The sequence below is a fragment of the Arthrobacter sp. Hb9-2 genome (assembly GCF_059091165.1).
Genome location: NZ_JBNHGJ010000002.1, coordinates 141454 through 161231 on the forward strand (window position 1 = coordinate 141454; position 19778 = coordinate 161231).

15 protein-coding genes are annotated in these 19778 nt (G+C 63.0%); 1 reads left to right on the forward strand and 14 read right to left on the reverse strand.

All coding sequences use genetic code 11. The annotated features are described in order from the left end of the window. Positions 1-45: 45 nt before the first annotated feature. The 13 genes from uidB to AC5RV1_RS02390 form a co-directional block, all read right to left on the reverse strand. Positions 46-1470, reverse strand: coding sequence for a glucuronide transporter (gene uidB / locus AC5RV1_RS02330; protein ID WP_493993376.1), 1425 nt, complete (start codon positions 1468-1470; stop codon positions 46-48). Positions 1471-1527: 57 nt separating this feature from the next. Then, on the reverse strand, positions 1528-3351 hold the full coding sequence (gene uidA, locus AC5RV1_RS02335; protein ID WP_493993377.1) for a beta-glucuronidase: 1824 nt from the start codon (positions 3349-3351) through the stop codon (positions 1528-1530). A 199-nt stretch (positions 3352-3550) separates the two neighbouring features. Next, positions 3551-4966, reverse strand: a complete 1416-nt coding sequence (locus AC5RV1_RS02340; RefSeq protein WP_493993378.1) for a mannitol dehydrogenase family protein — start codon at positions 4964-4966, stop codon at positions 3551-3553. Next, a complete protein-coding gene (gene uxaC, locus AC5RV1_RS02345; protein ID WP_493993379.1) occupies positions 4963-6369 on the reverse strand; it encodes a glucuronate isomerase in 1407 nt (468 codons plus the stop codon). Before uxaC ends, AC5RV1_RS02340 begins: the two co-directional genes overlap by 4 nt. A 76-nt stretch (positions 6370-6445) precedes the next feature. Beyond that, positions 6446-7507 (reverse strand): LacI family DNA-binding transcriptional regulator, encoded by a 1062-nt coding sequence (locus AC5RV1_RS02350; RefSeq protein WP_493993380.1) that lies wholly within the window; start codon positions 7505-7507, stop codon positions 6446-6448. 97 nt (positions 7508-7604) lie between these two features. After that, positions 7605-8771, reverse strand: coding sequence for a Gfo/Idh/MocA family protein (locus tag AC5RV1_RS02355; protein ID WP_493993381.1), 1167 nt, complete (start codon positions 8769-8771; stop codon positions 7605-7607). Between the two features lie 18 nt (positions 8772-8789). Continuing rightward, complete coding sequence (locus tag AC5RV1_RS02360; RefSeq protein WP_493993382.1) at positions 8790-9650, reverse strand: sugar phosphate isomerase/epimerase family protein; 861 nt, start codon at positions 9648-9650, stop codon at positions 8790-8792. A 34-nt stretch (positions 9651-9684) separates the two neighbouring features. Then, the gene (locus AC5RV1_RS02365; protein ID WP_493993383.1) at positions 9685-10590 is read right to left on the reverse strand and encodes an ATP-binding cassette domain-containing protein; all 906 of its coding nucleotides are present in this window, start codon (positions 10588-10590) and stop codon (positions 9685-9687) included. After that, positions 10587-12437 (reverse strand): dipeptide/oligopeptide/nickel ABC transporter permease/ATP-binding protein, encoded by a 1851-nt coding sequence (locus AC5RV1_RS02370; protein ID WP_493993384.1) that lies wholly within the window; start codon positions 12435-12437, stop codon positions 10587-10589. Before AC5RV1_RS02370 ends, AC5RV1_RS02365 begins: the two co-directional genes overlap by 4 nt. Next, positions 12434-13375, reverse strand: coding sequence for an ABC transporter permease (locus tag AC5RV1_RS02375; protein WP_493993385.1), 942 nt, complete (start codon positions 13373-13375; stop codon positions 12434-12436). Before AC5RV1_RS02375 ends, AC5RV1_RS02370 begins: the two co-directional genes overlap by 4 nt. Before the next feature lie 104 nt (positions 13376-13479). Beyond that, a complete protein-coding gene (locus tag AC5RV1_RS02380) occupies positions 13480-15006 on the reverse strand; it encodes an ABC transporter substrate-binding protein (RefSeq protein WP_493993386.1) in 1527 nt (508 codons plus the stop codon). Positions 15007-15211: 205 nt separating this feature from the next. Beyond that, positions 15212-16225 carry a Gfo/Idh/MocA family protein gene (locus AC5RV1_RS02385; RefSeq protein ID WP_493993387.1) on the reverse strand — a complete coding sequence of 338 codons (1014 nt, stop codon included), beginning with the start codon at positions 16223-16225 and terminating at the stop codon, positions 15212-15214. Next, a complete protein-coding gene (locus AC5RV1_RS02390; RefSeq protein WP_493993388.1) occupies positions 16222-17082 on the reverse strand; it encodes a sugar phosphate isomerase/epimerase family protein in 861 nt (286 codons plus the stop codon). The genes AC5RV1_RS02385 and AC5RV1_RS02390 overlap by 4 nt, the downstream gene beginning before the upstream one ends. Before the next feature lie 210 nt (positions 17083-17292). Between AC5RV1_RS02390 and AC5RV1_RS02395 the strand changes: the two genes are divergently transcribed. Beyond that, the gene (locus AC5RV1_RS02395) at positions 17293-18333 is read left to right on the forward strand and encodes a LacI family DNA-binding transcriptional regulator (RefSeq protein ID WP_493993389.1); all 1041 of its coding nucleotides are present in this window, start codon (positions 17293-17295) and stop codon (positions 18331-18333) included. A 166-nt stretch (positions 18334-18499) separates the two neighbouring features. Here AC5RV1_RS02395 and AC5RV1_RS02400 read toward each other — a convergent pair whose 3' ends face one another. After that, positions 18500-19711 (reverse strand): fatty acid desaturase family protein, encoded by a 1212-nt coding sequence (locus tag AC5RV1_RS02400; protein WP_493993390.1) that lies wholly within the window; start codon positions 19709-19711, stop codon positions 18500-18502. Positions 19712-19778: the final 67 nt, after the last annotated feature.

Here is a 19778-nt window from a genome sequence, read left to right on the forward strand (position 1 = left end):
TGGTCCTTCCAAGGGCTGGGCTGAGTTGGAGACTTGGGGTTTGGTTTAGTTGGAGGTAACGACAGGTGGTGCGGTTGACCCGGTGGCCGTGCCACCGGTGGCGGTCCTACTGTCCGTTGTGTCGCCGCCGGCTTTTTCGCTGCCGGCGCGGCGGGCGCGGATTTCGCTGAGGATTTCAGCGTGCATGGCGTCGGTCAGCTTGTACTTGGACATCACCAGTACTGCCAGGATCGTCAGGACTGCCGGGATGGCGCCGGCTGCGAGCTGAATACCGAATACTGCGTCGGCAGTCTGCACGGCACCGGACTTGTAGCCGCCCAGGGCTAACGCGTAGGCAGCGAGTGCGCCACCGACGGCCTGTCCGGTTTTGCGGGTGAAGGAGAAGAGGGCGTAGGTGATGCCTTCCGTGCGGACGCCGGTCTTCCATTCGCCGTACTCCACGGTGTCGGCTTCAAGGGCCCAGACGACGATGTTGACGGCCAGGACGCCCAAGAGGCTGATGACGAGGCCGCCGAAACCGATCCAGACCTGGCTGGCCGGGGCGAGGAAGATGATGATGCCGCCGATGACGGTCAACAGGGATGAGTAGATGTACACGCGCTTCTTGCCAAATGCCCGGACCAGTCTGGGCATGAAGGCGGCGAGTACGAATGTGAGGACCAGTTGGGTGATGGACAGCACGGGGTAGAGGTCCAGCCGGCCCAGGACATCACGCAGGTAGTACAGCTGGACCGAGGTCAGGGCGAGGTAGCCGGAGAGGAAGAAGAATGAGCTGACGCACAGCATCAACAGGGGCTTGTTGCCCCGGAGGGTGTCCACGCTTTGCTTGAGCGTGACGTTAGGTACGGCGCGGTGCACGCGTTCCTTGGCTGTCAGGAAGGTGAAGAAGTACAGGGCGGCGCCGATTACCACGAAGACGAGGGTGATGGTGGTGAAGGTGTTTTGCAGGTCTGCGCCCGGCTTGATGAGTGGTGCGACAAAGATGCCCAGGCCGGAGCCCACCAGCAGGGCGCCGATCATACGGGCGGAGCCGAGTTTGGCCCGTTCGCCCGGGTCCTGCGTCATGGCCCCAGCGAGGGAACCGTAGGGGATGTTGACCAGGCTGTAGGCCAGGCCAAGGGCGGCATAGGTGACGTAGGCGTAAAGCAGGGTGCCGGACTCGCCGATCTGCGGCACCGAGAATGTTGCAACGCTGAGCAGGAGCAGCGGGATGGAGCCGAACATGATGAACGGGCGGAACTTGCCGAACCGCTTGCTGAACGTGCGGTCCACCACGCGGCCGGCAAAAACATCGGCGAAGGCGTCAAAGATCCGGACGGTGAGCAGCAAGGATCCGGCGGCGGCGGCGGAGATGCCGGCAACATCGGTGTAGTAGACCAGCAGGAACATGGTGGCGGTGGTGAAGGCCAGATTGTTGGCGGCATCGCCGGCGCCGTAGCCGACGATACTCAGTTTGCTCAGCTTTTTCATGGTGTGGGCTCCTTTACCCGGATGCCGCCTGGGGAAAGACGGCGAAAAGATGAAACGTTAGGGGTTGGAAAGTGTTTTGGTGCTGCCGTTCTTGGTGCCTGCCAGCGCGGTCCAGCGCTGGCGCAGCGCGTACGCTGCGGGCTTGGGGCGGCGGTCGCGGGTAAACACGCCCTTTTTGTTGCCATCCACGCGCATGATGCCGTTGGACGTTTGGAAGTCTGCGAAGTTCCATACCTGCTCGCCCACCATTGCATCCACCCGGTCGAAGACCCGGTGGTACATGGCCAAGAAGGCGGCCTGGTATTCCTCGCTCCAGGGCTGTTCGTAGATGGAGTGGAAGCCCGGCATGGTGTCCGGTCCGTATTCGGTCATGATCATGGGTTTGCCGTACTTGGCCTCCCACTGGCGCAGTTCCTTCTCCAGGACTGCTTCTGCGGTCTCCAGGTCCCCGTTGTTCAGGTACCAGCCGTAGTAGCGGTTGAGCATGATGACGTCGAAGAGGTCGCCCAGGAGTTCCTTGTCCGGGGTGTCGAACATGACGTTGACGTAGCCCACGGGACGGGTGGGGTCCAGCTCCCGGGTGAGCTGCGCCAGCGGCTCGAAGTATTCGCGGGCGCCTTCCTCGGATCCGTTGGGTTCGTTGGCGATGGACCAGATCACCACGGAGGGGTGGTTCTTGTCACGGGCGATCAGCTCGGTGATCGCCTGGCGGTGGTTGGCCGCGGTATTGGCGTCCACCCCGCCCTCAACGTAGGTCTTTTTCGCGATCCCACCGAAGACGGCGCCGAATCCGAGGTGAAGCCCCACGGCGGCGGTTTCATCGATCACCACGATGCCGTGGCGGTCGGCGAACTCCATCACTTCCTCGGCGTAGGGGTAGTGCGAGGTGCGGAAGGAGTTGGCGCCGGTCCATTCCAGGAGCTGGAAGTCGTTGACCATCTGGGCGTCGCTGTGGCCCTTGCCGATGGCCACGTGGTCCTCGTGCATGCCGAAGCCGGTGAAGTAAAAGGGTTCGCCGTTGATGAGGAATTCCTTGCCGCGAACTTCAACAGTGCGGATGCCCACCGGCAGCGTGTAGCTGTCCAGCAGGAGGTCCCCGTCGTGGACTTCGGCGGTGAGGCTGTACAGGTAGGCTGCGCCGGGCTGCCACAGGACGACGTCGTTGATCACCAGGGTGCCCTGGCTTCCTTCGCTGCGAGCCACTTCGACGCCGTCTGCGTCCCGAAGAGCGACGGCGACAGTTTCGCTGCCGCTGCCGCCCGCCGTCGTAACGGTGTAGTCCACGCTTCCGGTGGCACCTTCAAAGCCGGTGACCACGGTGATGTCGTCCACCGTGACGGCGGGGGTGCTGTAGAGCCAGAGGCTGCGGTGCAGACCGGCGTAGTTGTAGAAATCATGAAGGTAGCTTTGCTGCCGGCGCCCGTCCTCCGTAACGGTGATGGAGCCTGGCGGGATGGTGGCCTGCGTCAGTTCGTTGTTGACGGATACGGTCAACCGGAAGGCCTTCCCTGGCGTCACGTGATCAGTGATGTCTGCACTGAAGGGCATGTAGCCGCCCACGTGCTCGGCTACCAGGACGTCGTCCACCCAGACCATGCCCTCGTGGGTGGCGGAATCGAGGCGGAGGTGGATACGCTCCCCTGCCCAGCCCCGCGGTACCCGCACGTCGCGCTGGTACCAGACGTAGCCCACGTGGTCACGGATGGCCTTGTCGGGGAAGACGTCGTTGTAGCTTGCGGGGACTCCCATTTCGAGCGGAGTCTCGAGCGGTGCCTTGAACCATTCCTCGCGGTGGCCGGCCCGGTCGAAGTCCACCTTGAACCGGTACAGGCCGTCGAGGTTGACGAGTTCGCGGGTTTCACTGCCTTGGGGCTTAAGCATGTGGTGGGTCCTATCGCGTCTTTGCGGGCTGCGCCGGAGAAGAAATGTCGGGATCCGGCCATAGGCCGGGCGTTTGCTCTGCTAGTAATCCTAGTCACTTGGCAAAGATATGGCAAGCGGTTGCCAAATATGGCGAACATTCGTCAAAAAGGAGTGCCCGGACTGGCGGCAGTTCCGGGCACTCCTGCAGAGGTGAGAGTCAGACAGGCGTTGTGGAGGTGCTGAAGGTTCCCGACCGCGCTTCAATCAGCTGTACGACGGCACCGTCTTCGGCCAGGTCCGGAGCCACAATGTTCAGCAACGCCTGGATCCTGGCGGTGCCGTCAAGGCGGTTGGCTGCCGCCACCTGGTCCGCCAGCGGATCCTGGATGGCATTACCGGAGGCGGTGTAGTCCATCCAGGCGGAGATCATGAGCGCGGCGGCAGCACCGGAGCGACCCGCGGCCCGTTCGGCCTGCAGCACGGGCACCGCACGCATCCGGAGTTTGGTGCTGCCGTCCATGGCGATCTGCGCCAGGTGGTGGGCAATGCGTGCATTGCCGAAACGGTCGAGGAGCGCGGCCCGGTATGCCGGGATCTGCAGCTCTCCAGCGGGGAGGTTGGCCTCGGCCTCGTCCCAGAACTTTTGAACCGCTTCCAGGCAGGCCTGGTCTTCCAGGGCCCGGGCAACGGTGGCGTGTCCGCGAAGTTGGCCGGCGTAGGCCAGCAGGGAATGTGCGCCGTTGAGGAGCCACAGTTTGCGGTTTTCATAGGGTTCAATGTCGTCCACAAACACCGCGCCGGCATCTTCCCAGCGGGGACGTCCGGCCGGGAAATCCCCACTGAGCACCCAGTTGGAGAAGGGCTCCGCCACGACGGGCGCGTTGTCCCGGTATCCACAGGCGTCCTGGACGGCGGCGATATCGGTGTCAGTGGTGCGCGGGGTAATGCGGTCCACGGAAGTACTGACGAATCTGATGTTTTCGTCGATCCAGCGGGCCAGGGCGTCATCCCAGGCGCCCGCCATACCCACCACAGCGTTGCGCGCGACGGCGCCGTTGTTGGCCAGGTTGTCACAGCAGACCACTGCCAGCGGTCCCGCACCGGAAGCCCGGCGTGCAGCAAGGGCCAAAACCAACCGTCCCAGCGGCGTTATGGGTTGTCCGTCGGAGGCGAGCCGCGCAAGATCCAAGGCGACCTCGGCCGAGGCAGGGTGCAGCTGGCCGTCAGCGCCGAGGCCGTAGGCGGCCTCGGTGATGGTCAGGGTGACGACGGCAGTAGCTGGGGCAGCAATAAGCTCTGCCAAGCGCTCCACGTTTGCGCCGTCCACGGCTTCAACGATGCTGCCGACGACGGTGAAGGTATCTCCGCTATCGGCGCGCTCCACCAGCGTGAAGAGTCCGTCCTGTTCGGAAAGGGCCAGGGCGGCGTCGGGCCTGCGGCCGGTGAAGGACGCGATTCCCCAGTCAGCGGCGTCTCCGGCCTGGTTGGTGTACCAGGCCTGGTGGGAGCGGTGGAAGGCGCCCAGTCCCAGATGCACAATGCGCACCGGCGCCTTGATGGCCGGACGAAGTCGGCGGTTCAGCTGGGGAAGGTTCACTGCCGGCTCTGCGCCGGTGAGTACAGCGGCGCTCACAGCTTGAACACCCGCCGGGGGGAGGCATCGACGATGTCGATAATGAGCTCGTGCGCGCGGTCCTCGCTGACCCGGTGTTCCGCTACGAGCCGGGCCAGGAAGGAGGCCTCGATCCGCCGGGAGGCGTCGTGCCGGGCCGGGATGGAGCAGAAGGCCCGGGTATCGTCGATGAAGCCTGAGGAACGGGAGAAACCTGCGGTCTCGGTGACGGCGGAACGGAACCGCAGCATGGCATCGGGGGCGTCCAGGAACCACCACGGGGCACCGATATAGACAGACGGGTAGAAACCTGCCAACGGGGCGAGTTCGCGGGAGAACACGGTCTCATCCAACGTGAAGAGCACCAGGTGGAAGTCCTTCGCGGTGCCGAAGTCCTGCAGGACGGGCCGGATGGCCTCCGTGTAGTTGACCGCGAACGGGATGTCGTGCCCGGTGTCCGCGCCAAAGGCGTTGAATGTTGGCTCGTGGTGGTTGCGGTACGAGCCGGGATGGATGGTCATGACCAGGCCGTCCTCCACGGACATCCGGGCCATCTGGTACATCATGTGGGCTTCGAAGTCCGCGCGGTCCTGTGCCGTTGCCTTTCCGGAGCGGGCACGGTCGAACAGTTTCGCGGCATCGGCGGCGTCCAGCTTCAGCGTCGCCGGGGTCAGCACGCCGTGATCCGCTGAGACGGCACCGTGCTCCACAAAATATCGACGCCGGTTCTCCAGCGCGGTGAGGTAGGCGCCATAGCCTGTGCCGCCGTCGCCCGCTGCCGCGATGAGCCGGTCCACGTTCTCCAACCACGACGGGTGTGCGATGTTGAGGTAGGCGTCGGGGCGGAAGGTGGGCAGCACACGCCCATGGAAGCTCGGGTCCTGGGCGATGGCCTTGTGGCTTTCCAGCGAGTCCAGGGGATCGTCTGTGGTGGCCAGGACCTCGATATTGAAATCCTTGAACAGCTCCCGCGGCCGGAAACCCGGCTCCTGAAGCTTGGCGGAAATGGCGTCGTAACTGGCATCGGCCGTGTCCTCGCTGGGCTCCCCCTGCAGGCCAAAGACGCTGGAGAACTGCGTGCGGAGCCAGTACCCGGAGGCGGTGCCCTCGAACAAGGGCCAGGCTTTGCAGAACTCACGCCACACCGAACGGCTGTCCGGCCGCGACGTGTTCGATTCCCGGAGCCGGTCCAGCGGAACACCGCTGGCGTGGATCAGCCGGGTGACGTAATGGTCCGGGCTGACCAGCAACACTGCCGGATCCGGAAAGGGCGTGTTCTGCTCGATGACTGCGGCGTCAACGTGCCCGTGCGGGGAAATGATGGGAAGGTCCTGGACGCGCTGCAGGAGCTCGCGCGCAATACGGCGGGTTCCTGGATCAGCGGGCAGGAGCCTATCTGGGTTGGCGGCAATCGACTGTGACATACGTCAATCCTCCGGCTTCGCCGTCGGCTTTGTCAACCGGTTGCCAAGTTTGCCACCGCAGTTTCTGAAGGAGGAATCAGCCCGCGGCCAAGAGCCGGCCGCTGGACCCGCGCAACACCAGTTCCGTTTCCACATGCAGGGTCCCGGCGGGTTCCCCGTTACCGTGCAGCAGATCGAGCAGCCGGGTGGCAGCGCCGGAGCCGCACTCCCCCAAAGGCGAACGCACGGTCGTCAGTGGCGGTGTGGTGAAATCGGCACCGAAAATGTCGTCAAAGCCCACAATGCTGATCTGGTCCGGCACCACCATGCCGCCGGCCTGCAGCTCCTGCATGAGGCCAATGGCCAAAAGGTCGTTGTAGGTCAGCACAGCTGTGGCCCCGGTCGCCAGGACGTCGCGCGCCACCTGCCTGCCGCCGTCGACCGTTGGTTTGCTGGACTCCACACGCACGGCTTCAAGCCGCGACCATTCGCACGCAGCCTGCATGCCTTCCCAGCGCCGCGCGGACATCCAGGACCGGGCAGGGCCTGCCACGAACGCGAGCTTCTTGTGGCCGTGGCCGGCGAGGCTGCGGACTGCTTCGCCGATGCCTTTCCGGACATCGGGAATGACGCAGGGGACGCCCTCAACCTCGCGGTTGATAACCACTAGGGGTTTATCCCGGGAAAGGGCACGGATATCTTCGTCGTCCATGCGCGGGCTGGCGAGGATCAGGCCGTCGGCGGTGGTCAGCATGCGCCGGGCGGCGGTGAGTTCGGTGACGGCTGACTCCGCGGACTCGGCTAGCACCAGGGTGTAGTCACGCCGGGTACCGGTGGTCTGGGCGCCACGGATGATGTCGAAGAAGGTGGGGTTGGTGATGTCCGCCACGATGAGACCGAACGTGTTGGTCCTGCCGGTGGGCAGTGCCCGGGCGAACGGGTTGACCTGGTAGTTCAACTCGGCGGCGGCGTCCTCGATGAGTTTCTGCGTCTTTGCGCTGACCCTGCCCGGCTTACTGAGCGCGCGTGAGACGGTGGACGGGTTGACGCCGGCCACCTTGGCGATGTCGTAGATGGTGGCATTGGTTTTCCCGTTCCGGGCGTGCTTTTTCGCCGGGTCCGAGGATGCGGCCGCATCCGGCGTCGTGGGATCAGTCACCGCCCCATCCTAACGAGGAAGAGCCCGCCCGGGTCGCAGTAGTGCCGTTTTGAGGAGGAGGACACTTATTGCGACCCGGTCGGGCTGCGATGGGTGGTTAGGAGCGCTCGGGGAACTTGCCCTCAGCCGCGATTCGCTTGTTCAGCTCCGCGATGAACTCGTCTTCGTCAAAGTCCAGCCCCACCTCGGTGCCGGTCCAGCTGGAGAGGTGGATGGCGTTGGCCAGGCGGACGCCGTTGATGCCGTCAGAGCCGGGCGCCAGCAGCGGTGTGCCGTCCAGGATGTTGGCGGCGAAGTTTTCCAGCACGCCGGAGTGCTGCGCACCCCAGGCCGATTCGAACTCGATGATCTCCGTGCTGTAGAACTCCTCCGGGTTCAGCTGGCCCATGAACAGCTTGCGGACATCGTCCATGTCCATGCTGTCGCTGAGTTCCCGCTCGGGTTTGACCAACCGGGTGACGGTGGCGGTTTTGGAGTTTTCGACGACGATCTTGCCTTGGTCGCCCAGGATCTCGAAGCGGTCGGTTCCTACGATGTCGTGGGTGGCGGTGACGAAAACGCCGGTGGCGCCGTCGCCATAGTCCACCACGGCCGTAACTTCGTCCTCGACGGCGATGTCCCGGCGGAACCCGTAGGCCACCTTTGCGTAAACGGTCTTTGGCACGCCGCAGATCCACTGCCACAGATCCAACTGGTGGGGTGCCTGGTTGACGAGGACGCCTCCGCCTTCACCGCCCCACGTGGCGCGCCATTCGCTGGAGTTGTAGTAGCCCTGGGGGCGCCACCAGTTGGTAATGATCCAGTTGGTGCGCCGGATGGCACCGATCTCGCCGCTTTCGACGATTTCTTTGAGCTTTTGGTACAGCGGGTTGTTGCGCTGGTTGAACATGATGGCGAAGGACAACTCAGGCTTGGACGCTGCGTATTCGTTGAGTTCCTTGACCTGCTTGGTGTAAACGCCCGCCGGCTTCTCCACGAGCGCGTGAATATTCCGTTTGAGAGTTTCGATGCCGATTTCCGGGTGCAGGAAGTGCGGGACACAGGTCACCACGGCGTCCACGACGCCGCTTTCCAGCATGGCGATGTAGTCGTCGTAGAAGGGCGCATCCGGGTAGGTGGCAGCAGCCGATTCCTTTTTGGCGGGGTCGGTGTCGCAGATGGCGCCGATCTCCATGTTGGGGACCAGCCCATCGGTGATGAACTTGGCGTAGGCGCCGCCCTGCTGGCCGAAGCCGATGATGCCCAGGCGTACTTTCTTGGTCATGGTCAGATGCTCCTGTGTCTAGAAAAGGGCCGTGTGGCCCATGGCGGTGAGGTTGTTGTACGAGGTTTGCAGGGCTTCCCATACCGTCCGGCCGTAGAGTTCGTCCTGTTCGACCAGCATGTATTTGGCGCCGGCAGCCTCGGCGGCCGGAATGATGGAGGGGAAGTCCAGGTTGCCCTCGCCGACTTCGGCGAACTGGACTACGTCCTTGAATTCGCGCATGAAGCCCGTGAAGTCACCGCTGTCCAGCATCCCGAAGGCGGCTTCGGGGAGTGTGCCGATGCGGTAATCCTTGAGGTGGACCATGGCGGTGCGGCCGGCGTATTTTTCCAGGGTTCGGACGGGGTCGAGCCCGCCGCGCTGGACCCAGTGAACGTCGATTTCCAGGCCCATGGCCGGTGAGTTGTCCGCGATGATATCCAGCATGTACTTGCCGTTGAACTTCGCGAACTCGATGTGATGGTTGTGGTAGTACAGTCCGATCCCGTGTTCCTGGAGGCGCTCGGCGTAGCCGTTGGCTTGCTTCGCGAAGTCCACTACCGCCTCGATGGATTTCATGGCGGAGAACGGCAGCATGCCGATGCGCAGGAGCTTTGAATCCAGCCGCTGGGCGTCCTCGACGATTTTGTCGAAGTCCTCCTGGAGCGAATCGCCCGGCCGGCCCTGGGGTTTCTCCAGGGTCACGGAGAGTGCCGCGATGTCCACGCCGAGTTCGGCGCGGGACTTCTCCAGCTCCGCGACGTTCTCAGCGGACATGGGGATCTGGGATATTTCGACGGCGTTGTAACCGATCGCGCTGATCTTGCGGAGCGTCTCGAACGGCCCGGTCTCTGCGAAACTGTCCTTCAACATCATTGCCTGCACGCCTATCGTGGCCATGTCATTCCTCCGTTGTTGTTTTGCTGGCGGTGCCCTAGGCGGGCACGCCTGCCTGTTCGTTCTGCTGACGCTGGACTTCCAGGAGCCGGTGCCGGTCTGCGCGCCGTTTTTCCTGGCGGTCCGGGTCGGGTACCGGTGAAGCCAAGAGCAGCCGTTGGGTGTAGGGGTGTTCAGGGTTGGTGGTGACGAGGTCTGCGGGGCCTTGTTCGACAATTTCGCCGCGGTACATCACGGCCACACGGTGGCTGATGTGGCGGACCACATCCAGGTCGTGGGACACGAAAAGATAGGAAACTCCCGTGTCCTGCTGGATCTGCAGGAACAGGTCCAGGACGCGGGCCTGGGTGGAAAGATCCAGGGCACTGACCGGCTCGTCACACACAATAAGCTTCGGCGACAGTGCCAGGGCGCGGGCGATGGCAACGCGCTGGCGCTGGCCGCCGCTGAACTCCCGCGGAAGCCGGTGGATAGCGTCCGAGGGCAACCCCACCTGGTCCAGGAGTTCCTTCACCCGCTTCTTCGCCTCGGCCGGCGGTTTACCCTGCACAGCCAGGGGTTCGGCCAAGATGTCCCCGACTTCAAGCGCCGGGTTCAGGGAGGTGTAGGGGTCCTGGAAGACCACTTGCATGTCGCGGCTGAGCACGCGGCGTTGCTTTCGGGTGGCCTTGCTGATGTCTTTGCCCTCGAACATGATCCGGCCGCTGGTGACCGGTGCCAGGCCGAGGACAGCCCGTCCCAGGGTGGTCTTGCCGGACCCGGACTCCCCCACCAGGCCCAGGGTCTCGCCCTGGCCGATGGTGATGGTGATGTCCGTCAGGGCACGGAAGGGCTTTGAGCGCCAGCCTTTGCCGTGGTACTCAACCACCAGGTCCTCCACCCTGAGGAGCTCGTCGCGGTCTCCTCTCCTGGTGAGGCCGGTGTTGGGGGCGACTGCGGTCATGATGACGTTTCCTTCGGGCTGGCGGATACGAGCATGGTCATGGGTTCTTTACCTTCGAGCATGGAACCAAGCAGGGTCCGGGTGTACTCCTGCTTGGGGTTGCGTAGGATTTCCCGGACCGGTCCTTCCTCGACAAGCCGGCCGTTCTGCATGACCACGACGCGGTCGCAGAGGTCTGCCACGACGCCGAAGTTGTGGGTCACGAGGATCACGCCGACGCCCAGGCGGCGCTGGAGGTCGCGGATGAGGTCCAGCACGTCAGCCTGGACGGTGACATCGAGCGCGGTAGTGGGTTCATCGGCGATGATGAGGTCCGGTTCGCAGCTGATGGCGCCGGCGATGAGGACGCGCTGGGCCATGCCGCCGGAAACCTCGTGCGGGTAGGCCCTAAAGGTCCGCTCGGGGTTGACGATTCCGACGTCGGCAAGCAGCTTCATGGCCCGTGCGGTCGCTTCTGCCTTGGAGATTCCCAGGATGCGCACCATGGGCGTGACCAACTGGTAGCCGATAGTGAAGGCCGGATCGAGGTTGCTCATGGGTTCCTGCGGGATATATGAGATCCGCTTGCCGCGAAGCTTGGACAGCCGGTCCTGGTTCACTTTGTCTTCACCGGGGGCGACGGTGTAGCTGCCATGAAACTGGATGGCGCCGGCGACGATGCGTGCGTTCTCGGGCAGCAGGCCCAGGATCGAGAACGCCGTCTGGGATTTCCCTGAACCGGATTCACCCACAATGCCGAGGATTTCACCCCGGTCAACGTGGAAGGACACGTCATCCACCACTTTCTTGATGGATCCGTCGGCCTGGGGGTAACCGACACCGAGGTTGGTCACTTTAACCAGGTGGTGCTCGGTTCCCGCTTCGACAGCTTCAACAGTTTTGCGGGCTGACTTGGCGGCGCTGGTCGAGGCAGCGTCTTCGGCCTCGTGTGTCTTCTTCCTGCGGTGCTTGATCTTTTCCTGGTCTTCCAAAGCGTCCCTGATGGCGTTGCCCAGCAGGACCAGGGCACCTATCGTCAACGCCATGGCAAAGGCAGGCCAGAAAAGCAGGCTGGGGGTGAGATAAACGTTCTTGAATCCTTCGCTGAGCATCACACCCCACGAGGCCTTGGCCGGATCGCCAAGGCCCAGGAACTCCAGGCCGGACTGGATGGCGATGGCAACACCGGCGATCGCGGCGGTCTGGATGATGATGGGTGCCCTCACCACGGAGAAGATGTGTCGGGTGATGATGCTCAGGTCCGAAAGCCCGGAGACCCGTGCGGCGTCGACGTAAAGTTCGTTTCGGACTGATTGGACTGCTGACCGGGTCAGGCGAAAGTAGGAGGGGCTGATCAGGATGCCGAAGGCGATCATGGCAATCCAGACTGACGGGCCGAAGGCGGCCCGGATGGTCAGCAGCACGATCAGGCCCGGCAGGCTCATGAGGATGCTGACAATCCAGTTCGAGACGGCTTCGAACTTCCCGGCATAGTAGCCGGCAATCAGGCCTGCAGGCAGGCCGATCGCAATGGCTACGGCTGCGCAGAGCAGCGCTGAGAGCAGTGTCAGCTGTGCACCGAACAGCAGGCGGCTCCAGACATCCCGGCCTGAGCTGTCGGTGCCCAGGATGTTCACCGAGTCAGGGGCGGCAAGGGTTTTGGAGATGTTGGCGAAATTCTCGTCGAACGGCGCCAAAACATCGGCGAATGTGGCAAGCAGGGCCATGACCAGCAGGATGGCTACGGCGATGATTCCGAGGGGGTTTCTTATCAAACGTTTCAGGACCGTGGAGCGGACCACAGTTCCGGTCTGGCCTGTGGTGCCGGGGACGGGGGTCAGGGCTGAGGTTTCGACGGACTCGGTCACGAGGCACGCACCTTCGGGTTGAGCCAGCCGTTGAGCAGGTCAACGATGAGGTTGACCACAATCACGACGGCGACGGTGTACATAACTACGCCCATCACGACGGGCTGATCGCTTTGGCTGGTGGCAGCGACGGCGAGCGGACCCATGCCGGGAAGGGCGAAAATCTGCTCGATGATCACTACGCCGCCCAGCATGCCGATGAGCTGCAGGCTGAGGACTGTGAGCCCGGCCGGGGCCGCGCTGCGCAGGACATGCTTGAAAAGGATTTCCCGCTCCTGGATTCCGCGGCTGCGGAGGGTCCGGACGTAGTCGCGTTCCAGCTGCTTGATCACCGCGCTGCGGATTTGCTGCGCCCCGCTTGTCACGCCGTTAATAAGGAGTGCTAAGACGGGCAGGGTCAGCGAAAGTATCCACGCGTCGGCTCCGGCGCCGGGGGATATCGTGCTGGTGGCGGGGAACAGGCCCATCTGGATTGCGAGGAGAGTGACCAGGATGATCCCGATGACGAACCCCGGGATGGAGTCGCCGATGATGGCGCCGACCTGGACGATCCGGTCCACCCATCCGCGCTTCACGGCGGCGGCAACGCCGATGAGGGTGGCGATCATGGCAATAAGGATCATTGCGGTGAACACCATGGTCATGGTGACCGGGATGCGCGTGGCAAGGGCGTTCGCTACCGGTTCGGAAGTAAACCATGAGCTGCCCAGGTCACCCTGCAGCGCGTTGGCGACCCAGTCCAGGTATCGGGTAAAGATTGGCTGGTCCAGCCCGAGTTCTGTTTCCTTCAGCGCCACCTGTTCGGGGGTGGCCTGGTCGCCGACGATGTTGCGGGCGATGCTTCCGCTGGAGAGGTAGAGCAGGAAGAAGGTCAGGGCCGAAACGGCGAACAGGACCACGACTCCGCTGCCGAGACGTTTGAGGATGAATCTGATCATGGCTGGCTCCATTGAACTGGCATGGTGGTTGCCTTGGCTGCGTGGCCGTCCCGGCGGGGGCGGCCACACAGCGGCATCCTGCTTTTAGTGCTTACGCTCGGCGCTTAGCTGGCCGGCGCGTAGTTATAGATCGAGGGAACCGCCTGCTGGATCTGAGGCGTGACGGTGATCTTGTCGTTGTGGTAGTACATCTGGTTCACCCGGAACAGCGGGGCGAACCAGGCCTGCTCCACGACGTACCTGTTCACTTCCTTGGCGAGCTCGTCCGCGTTTTCGCCGCCATTCTGCACCGCATCAATCTTTGCCTGCAGCTCGGGAGTGGTGTTCTTGAACGGGTTGTACAGCGCCTTTGTGGAGATCATCTGGTTGATGGCCACCCACGGCTCGCCCTGGAAGAGGGAGAAGTACATGGTGGTGAACTTCTGCGCTGCAATGTCACTGGTGAACGTGTTGGTCAGCGCTGCACCGACGTTCAGGGTGATCCCCACATCCGCCAGCTGCTGCTTGACCACGGCCAGCTGGGTTTCAAAACCGGGAAGCGACGGAATTTCAAGGGTTACTCCGGTTTCGTAGCCGGCTTCTTTCAGCAGGGCCTTTGCTTTGGCCGGGTCATACGGGTACTTGTCCTCAAGATCCTCCACCCAGGCGCCGCTCTCCTTGCCGAAGGGCTGGGACGTCGGAGTGCCCTGCCCCAGCAGGACCTGATCAAGGACCGTCCTCCTGTCGAACGCGTGATTGATGGCCTGACGCACCCGCACATCCTTAAGGGGTGCGTTCTTGGCCCCGTCACGGTCCATCAGCAGAAGTCCCTGCCAGTCCACCTGGTTCGCGGCCAGCTTCATTTTTGCGCCCTCTGCCTGCTTGCCGGTCTTGGGATCCAGCAGGGTGGCGTCCACCTGGCCCGACACCAGGGCGTTGGTCCGGGCAGTGAGGTCAGTCAGGGTCTTGAAGGTGACTTTTTCGAACTTCTGCAGGTCCTTGTTCCAGTAGTCCTTCCGGGCTGTGAAAACGGACTGGGAGTCCTTGACCGTGGCGGCCTTGTCCATCACGTAGGGGCCACTGCCGACGGGCTCGGTCTTGATGCCTTCCGTGCCCAAAGCTGTCGGGCTTCCCATCAGGCCGGCGGCCTGGCTGAGGTAGTACTCAAGTGAAGGGTCCGGCTGGGTCAGGTTGAGTTCAACCGTGTCCGCATCAACCACCGCGACGTCCGAAACTGCTGTGAGCTGGGCCATCTGGGGGCCGTTGGCCTTCTTGAAGTGGTCCAGGTTGGCCTTGGCTGCCACGGCATCGAACTTCGAGCCATCGCTGAATGTGACGTCAGTGCGCAGATCCACGGTCAACACCGTGTTCGTTTCGTTGTATTTCCACTCGGTGGCGAGCATAGGGCTGAGCTGGCCGTCTGCCTCCCGCTTGAGCAGCGAGTCATAGGCCACCTGGTAGGGCTGCAGTACGTGGCCCACATGCGCCTGGGCAGGGTCCCAGGAACGGATTTCCTGGACAGTGCCCAGAATCAGCGTGGTTGTTTTAGGGGCGCCGGGGTTGGAGGTGCCTGAGGCGCCGCCGCAGGCGGTCAGCGCCAGTGCGGCGCTGGTGAGAAGAGCGGCTGCTGCCGCTTTGGGACCTAACTTCATTGTTGGCTCCTGAACCATGGAACGGGGAAATGAACAATTCACGGTGGTGTGGCCTGTGCCACACAACACCCTTGTGGGATTCAGAGTACGCATTGTTGCCGCCGTTGGCAACCGATTGTCAGAATCGCTGCCTTTTGGTCCCGGTCAGCAGACGTGAAAGGCCCGGCAGAGGGTTTGGGCGGCAGCTGTACGCTCGGTGCGTGGTTCAGGAAACCATCGTGGCGGAGTCCGGGTAGCTTTGGCGGTAAAGCTCTTTAACGATCCGCAGTGACTTCTCTGCCTCCTGGGGGTCAATCCAAAAGGTGCCTTCTTCCTGTAGCTGGGCGTAGAAGTCTGCGATCAGCAATTCGTGCGAAACGCCCCAATACGCGCGGCCACCGGAAGCAGCCACGCGTTCGGGTACCACCTCCACGCGGCCGTCTGTATAGGTAACTGTAAGATCGCCGCGGAGGCTAAGCGTGGCTTTGTCCGTGACGATGTCCAGAGTGACAGGGGCGTTCACTGCATTGGCGAGTGTTGCGTAGAAAGCACTGCGCGTGCCGCTCTTGTGCTCGGCCACGAACTCCGCGGTGTCTTCCACTTCAATGGTGTCGCCCAGAATCCTGGTGGCCGCGTTGCCTGCCAGGGACAGAATGTCCCCGACCAACCATTGCAACAGGTCAACGGTGTGGATGGCCTGGTTCATCATCAGCCCGCCCCCACCCCCAGCCCAGGTGCCGCGCCAGGGGCGGCTGCGGTAATAGTCTGCGTCGCGGTGCCATACGACTGTTGCCGACGCACCGACCACGGCGCCCAGCTCACCGGAGGCGAGCAGGGCGTGCATGGCCTGCGAGGTCGCGTTGTAGCGGTTCTGAAAGCAGACTGCTATCTTGGCTGTGCTTGCCTTGGCTGCTTCCACAAGTCGCCTCCCTTCCTCCAGCGTGTGGGCAAGCGGCTTTTCGACAACCACGTTAACGCCGCGCCCAAGGCAGTCCACTGCGATCGAGGCATGCAGGTTATGAGGCGTGGTGACGTGCACAACGTCCGGTCCGATGGCATCCAAGAGAGTCTGGTGATCAGGGTATCCCGGCACTCCGTAGGCGGCTGCGGCTGCGGCCAATCGTTCAGGATCCGTGTCGCAGACAGCCGCCAAGTGCACGCCCTCAAGCTTTGCGATGGCTTCGAAATGCACCGCTGACACGTCCCCGCAGCCGATGACGGCGGCCTTCAACCCGGTCACGAAAGATCTATCCCGTTTTTGGCCGCCAGGGACGCGAAAGCACGTGCGGCGGCGCCGAAAGCTGCAGGTCCGGAGAAGCCCCCCAGTTCGTGCGCGCTGGCCAGGTGCGGCTCGAGGGAGGCGAAGCCGGCGTAACCGTCAGCCTTCAAGGCCGCGATGGTCGCGCCCAGTTCACCGTCACCTTCACCCGCGGGCACCACTTCACCCGTGCCAGAGACTGCGTCCTTGACCTGCAGGTATTCAAGGTAGGGGCGCAGCAGCGCGTAACCCTCGGTGTAGGGCTTCACACCCACCTGGACGAAATTAGCGTTGTCCCAGGCGACCCGCAATGCCGGCGAGTCAACGGACTCCATGAGGTCCAAAACACGCTGCGGCGTGTCACCGTAGATGCCTTTTTCATTCTCGTGCAGGAGCACGACGCCGGCGCTCTCCGCTTCCCGGGCCAGGGCCCGCATCCGAGTGAGCACGTCATCACGGATCTCGTCCTGAGTCTGGTTTTCCCCCCGGAAGAACGAAAAGATCCGGATGTACTTGGTGTCCAGGCCCTTGGCAACAGAGATAATTTGCCGCAGGCGTGACACCTCGTGGTCCACCGGAAAGCCGATGTCTACCTTGCCGATGGGGCTCGCCACCGCCGAAACCTTCAGGCCTACAGCGTCAAAGGTCTCCTTAAGTTCAGTCACCTGCTGTGGCCGCAGTTCCGAAACGTTCACCCCCCAGGCGCTACGCACTTCGATGTGGCTGGCGCCCAGTGCCAGCAGGACGGCGGCCTGGACTTTAGGGTCCGGGTCCACTTCGTCTCCGAATCCTGAAAGGGCCCAGAAAGTAGTCGATGCTTCGCTAGTTGGTGCAGTCACGCAGGTCTCCTTAGGGTGTGCCCCGCAACGGGACAGCCGTGCTCAGCTCAGGCGCGTGGGTAACTCAGAGCGCAAGAGTCGTTTTACTCTAGACCCCTTGCCACCCTTTGACAACCGATTGCCAAAGTACACGGGCGTGTGGCAATCTGTAATGTACGTGTCTGTGGTAACGGTCACAATGCCCTGTCATACCGTTCAGAGAGGAACGCCATGGCGATAAAAGCGGCCGGAACCGATCGCCCTGCCACCATCCACGACATCGCCGCCCTGTGCGGAGTTGCCGCGTCCACCGTTTCTCGCGCCCTGTCCACTCCGGACAGGGTCAACATCCGGACCAGGGCCCGCATAGAAGCGGCGGCAGCCGAGCTGAATTACGTCCCGAATATCCAGGCCAAGGCCTTGAGTTCGGGGCGTACCGGAGCAGTAGGCGTCCTTGTTCCGGACATCACCAACCCTTTCTACTTTGATCTCATCAGGGGCACTCAACTGCAGCTCAAAGCCGCGGGCTACACCCAACTCCTCGTGGACACTGAGGAATCGGACGAGGTGGAAGCCAGCAGCATGGAGCAGCTGCGCAAGAGCGCAGATGGAATCATCGTCACAGCCTCCAGACTCAGTGACGAGGCTCTGCTCGCGGCGTCCGTCCAAATCCCTATGGTGGTGATCAACCGTGACATCACCGGCGTTCCAGCAGTTGTCATAGATACCCCCTCTGCAACCACCCAAGCATTGGATCACCTGATTTCACTGGGCCACAGCCGCATAGCCTTCATAGCCGGCCCGCTCACCTCACAGTCCAGCACGCTGCGCTGGGATGCCCTCGCTGCAGCCGCTGAGGACCGCGGGGTAGACGTGCGTAGGCTTGGACCCTTCGCCCCCAAAACTCAGTCCGGAGCCGCCGCCGCCGACGCGGCCGTCCACTCCGGAGTCACCGCCTGCATCGCCTTCAACGACCTGATCGCCATCGGCATGCTCCAGCGCCTGCGCGAACGCCGGATCCGGGTACCGGAGGACATGAGCGTCGTGGGCTGCGACGACATCTTCGGCGCGGACTTCTGCAATCCCCCGCTAACCACGATGGCATCACCCATTGAACAGGCAGGCCGAGTAGCCGTCTCCATACTGCTCGCCCAGCTGAATCCGCGTGGCAGCGGAGGCACCCGCAACCGCTCCGTTATGCCCACCCACCTCACGGTTCGAGGCTCCACCGGAACGGCACCGGCTTTAGATAACCGACACGAAGGGTTGTAAGACAGCGAAAGTAGGGGTACGTGAACAACCCGACTAGAAGTAGCTGGGCAACCCCCGCGCGCTGCCGTGGCGGCAGTCACGGCGAAACCCAGGAATCGCGAAAACCCCACCCGCTTCTGGTGTCTCGAACAGGCACAGAAGAGACGATGGCAGGCAGGCCAACCTGTCAGTACTGCCTATTCTTTTTGGGCGGCAGTGCGAGCCTGCAGATCTTGGCCCAGGTGGAGCCGACCTGCTTCCAGATGGGGCCGGTGGTGTAGATCAGCCCGTAGCGCTGACAGATATCGCGGACCTTCGGTGCGATTTCTGCGTACCGGTTGGAGGGCAGGTCCGGGAAGAGGTGGTGTTCGATCTGGTGTGAGAGGTTGCCGGTCATCAGATGCATGAATTTCGACCCGGAGATGTTTGCGGACCCGATCATCTGGCGGACGTACCAGTCACCGCGCGTTTCGCCTTCCACCATATCTTCGGTGAAGGTGTCGGTGCCTTCGGGGAAGTGGCCGCAGAAGATGACGGCGTGGGCCCAGAAATTGCGGACGGCGTTGGCCGTCAGTGTGCCGTAGAGGGCCTGCTTGCCGGAGCCGGCGAGCATGGCGACGGCGGGCGTGGCGGCGTAGTCCTTGGTGAACTGCTTGAGGGCTTTTCGCCCGAGGGATTTGAGGTCCTTGACGAGGGCCTCCTTGGACTTCTTACCTTCCTTGTACTCGGTCAGTTCAAGGTCGTAGATGGCGATGCCCCACTCGAAGACCGGCGCCAGCAGCGCGTTGTAGAGCGGGTTGCCCAGGTTGTACGGCGTCCATTCCTGCTCAGGGTCCATTCGCAGCAGATTGAATCCCACATCGTTGTCCTTGCCCACAACGTTGGTCCAGCGGTGGTGGGAGTCGTTGTGGGTGTGCTGCCAGGCGCGGGAGGGGGCGACGAAGTCCCACTCCCAGGTAGTGGAGTGGATGTCCGGGTCCCGCATCCAGTCCCACTGGCCATGCAACACGTTGTGCCCGATTTCCATGTTTTCGAGGATCTTGGCAAGACTCAGCAGGGTAGTGCCGGTGACCCATGCGGCCTTGTTCTTGCTGACCAGCAGCGCGGCGCGGCCGGAGATCTCCAGGCCACGCTGGATCTTGATCAAGCGGCGGATGTACGCGGCGTCGGAGGCGCCGCGCTTGGCAAGGATCTCGTCGCGGATGGCGTCCAGCTCGCGGCCCAGTTCGGCGACCTGCTCATCCGAGAGGTGCGCCGCGGACGGAGGGCGCCGCGTGGGGCCACCGGACTTGGCGAGAGCGCCGGGGCGGATCTTCACCGCACCCGATGCCTTCTTTGTGGGGGCATCGTCTGGCACGGCGTCCCCGGAAACGGCAGGTTTGCTGGTAACACTGGTCATGCGGTGGAACTCCTCCTAGGTCAAGGTTTACGGGCCGGCACCTGCCGAAGGCCCCGTATGGATTAGT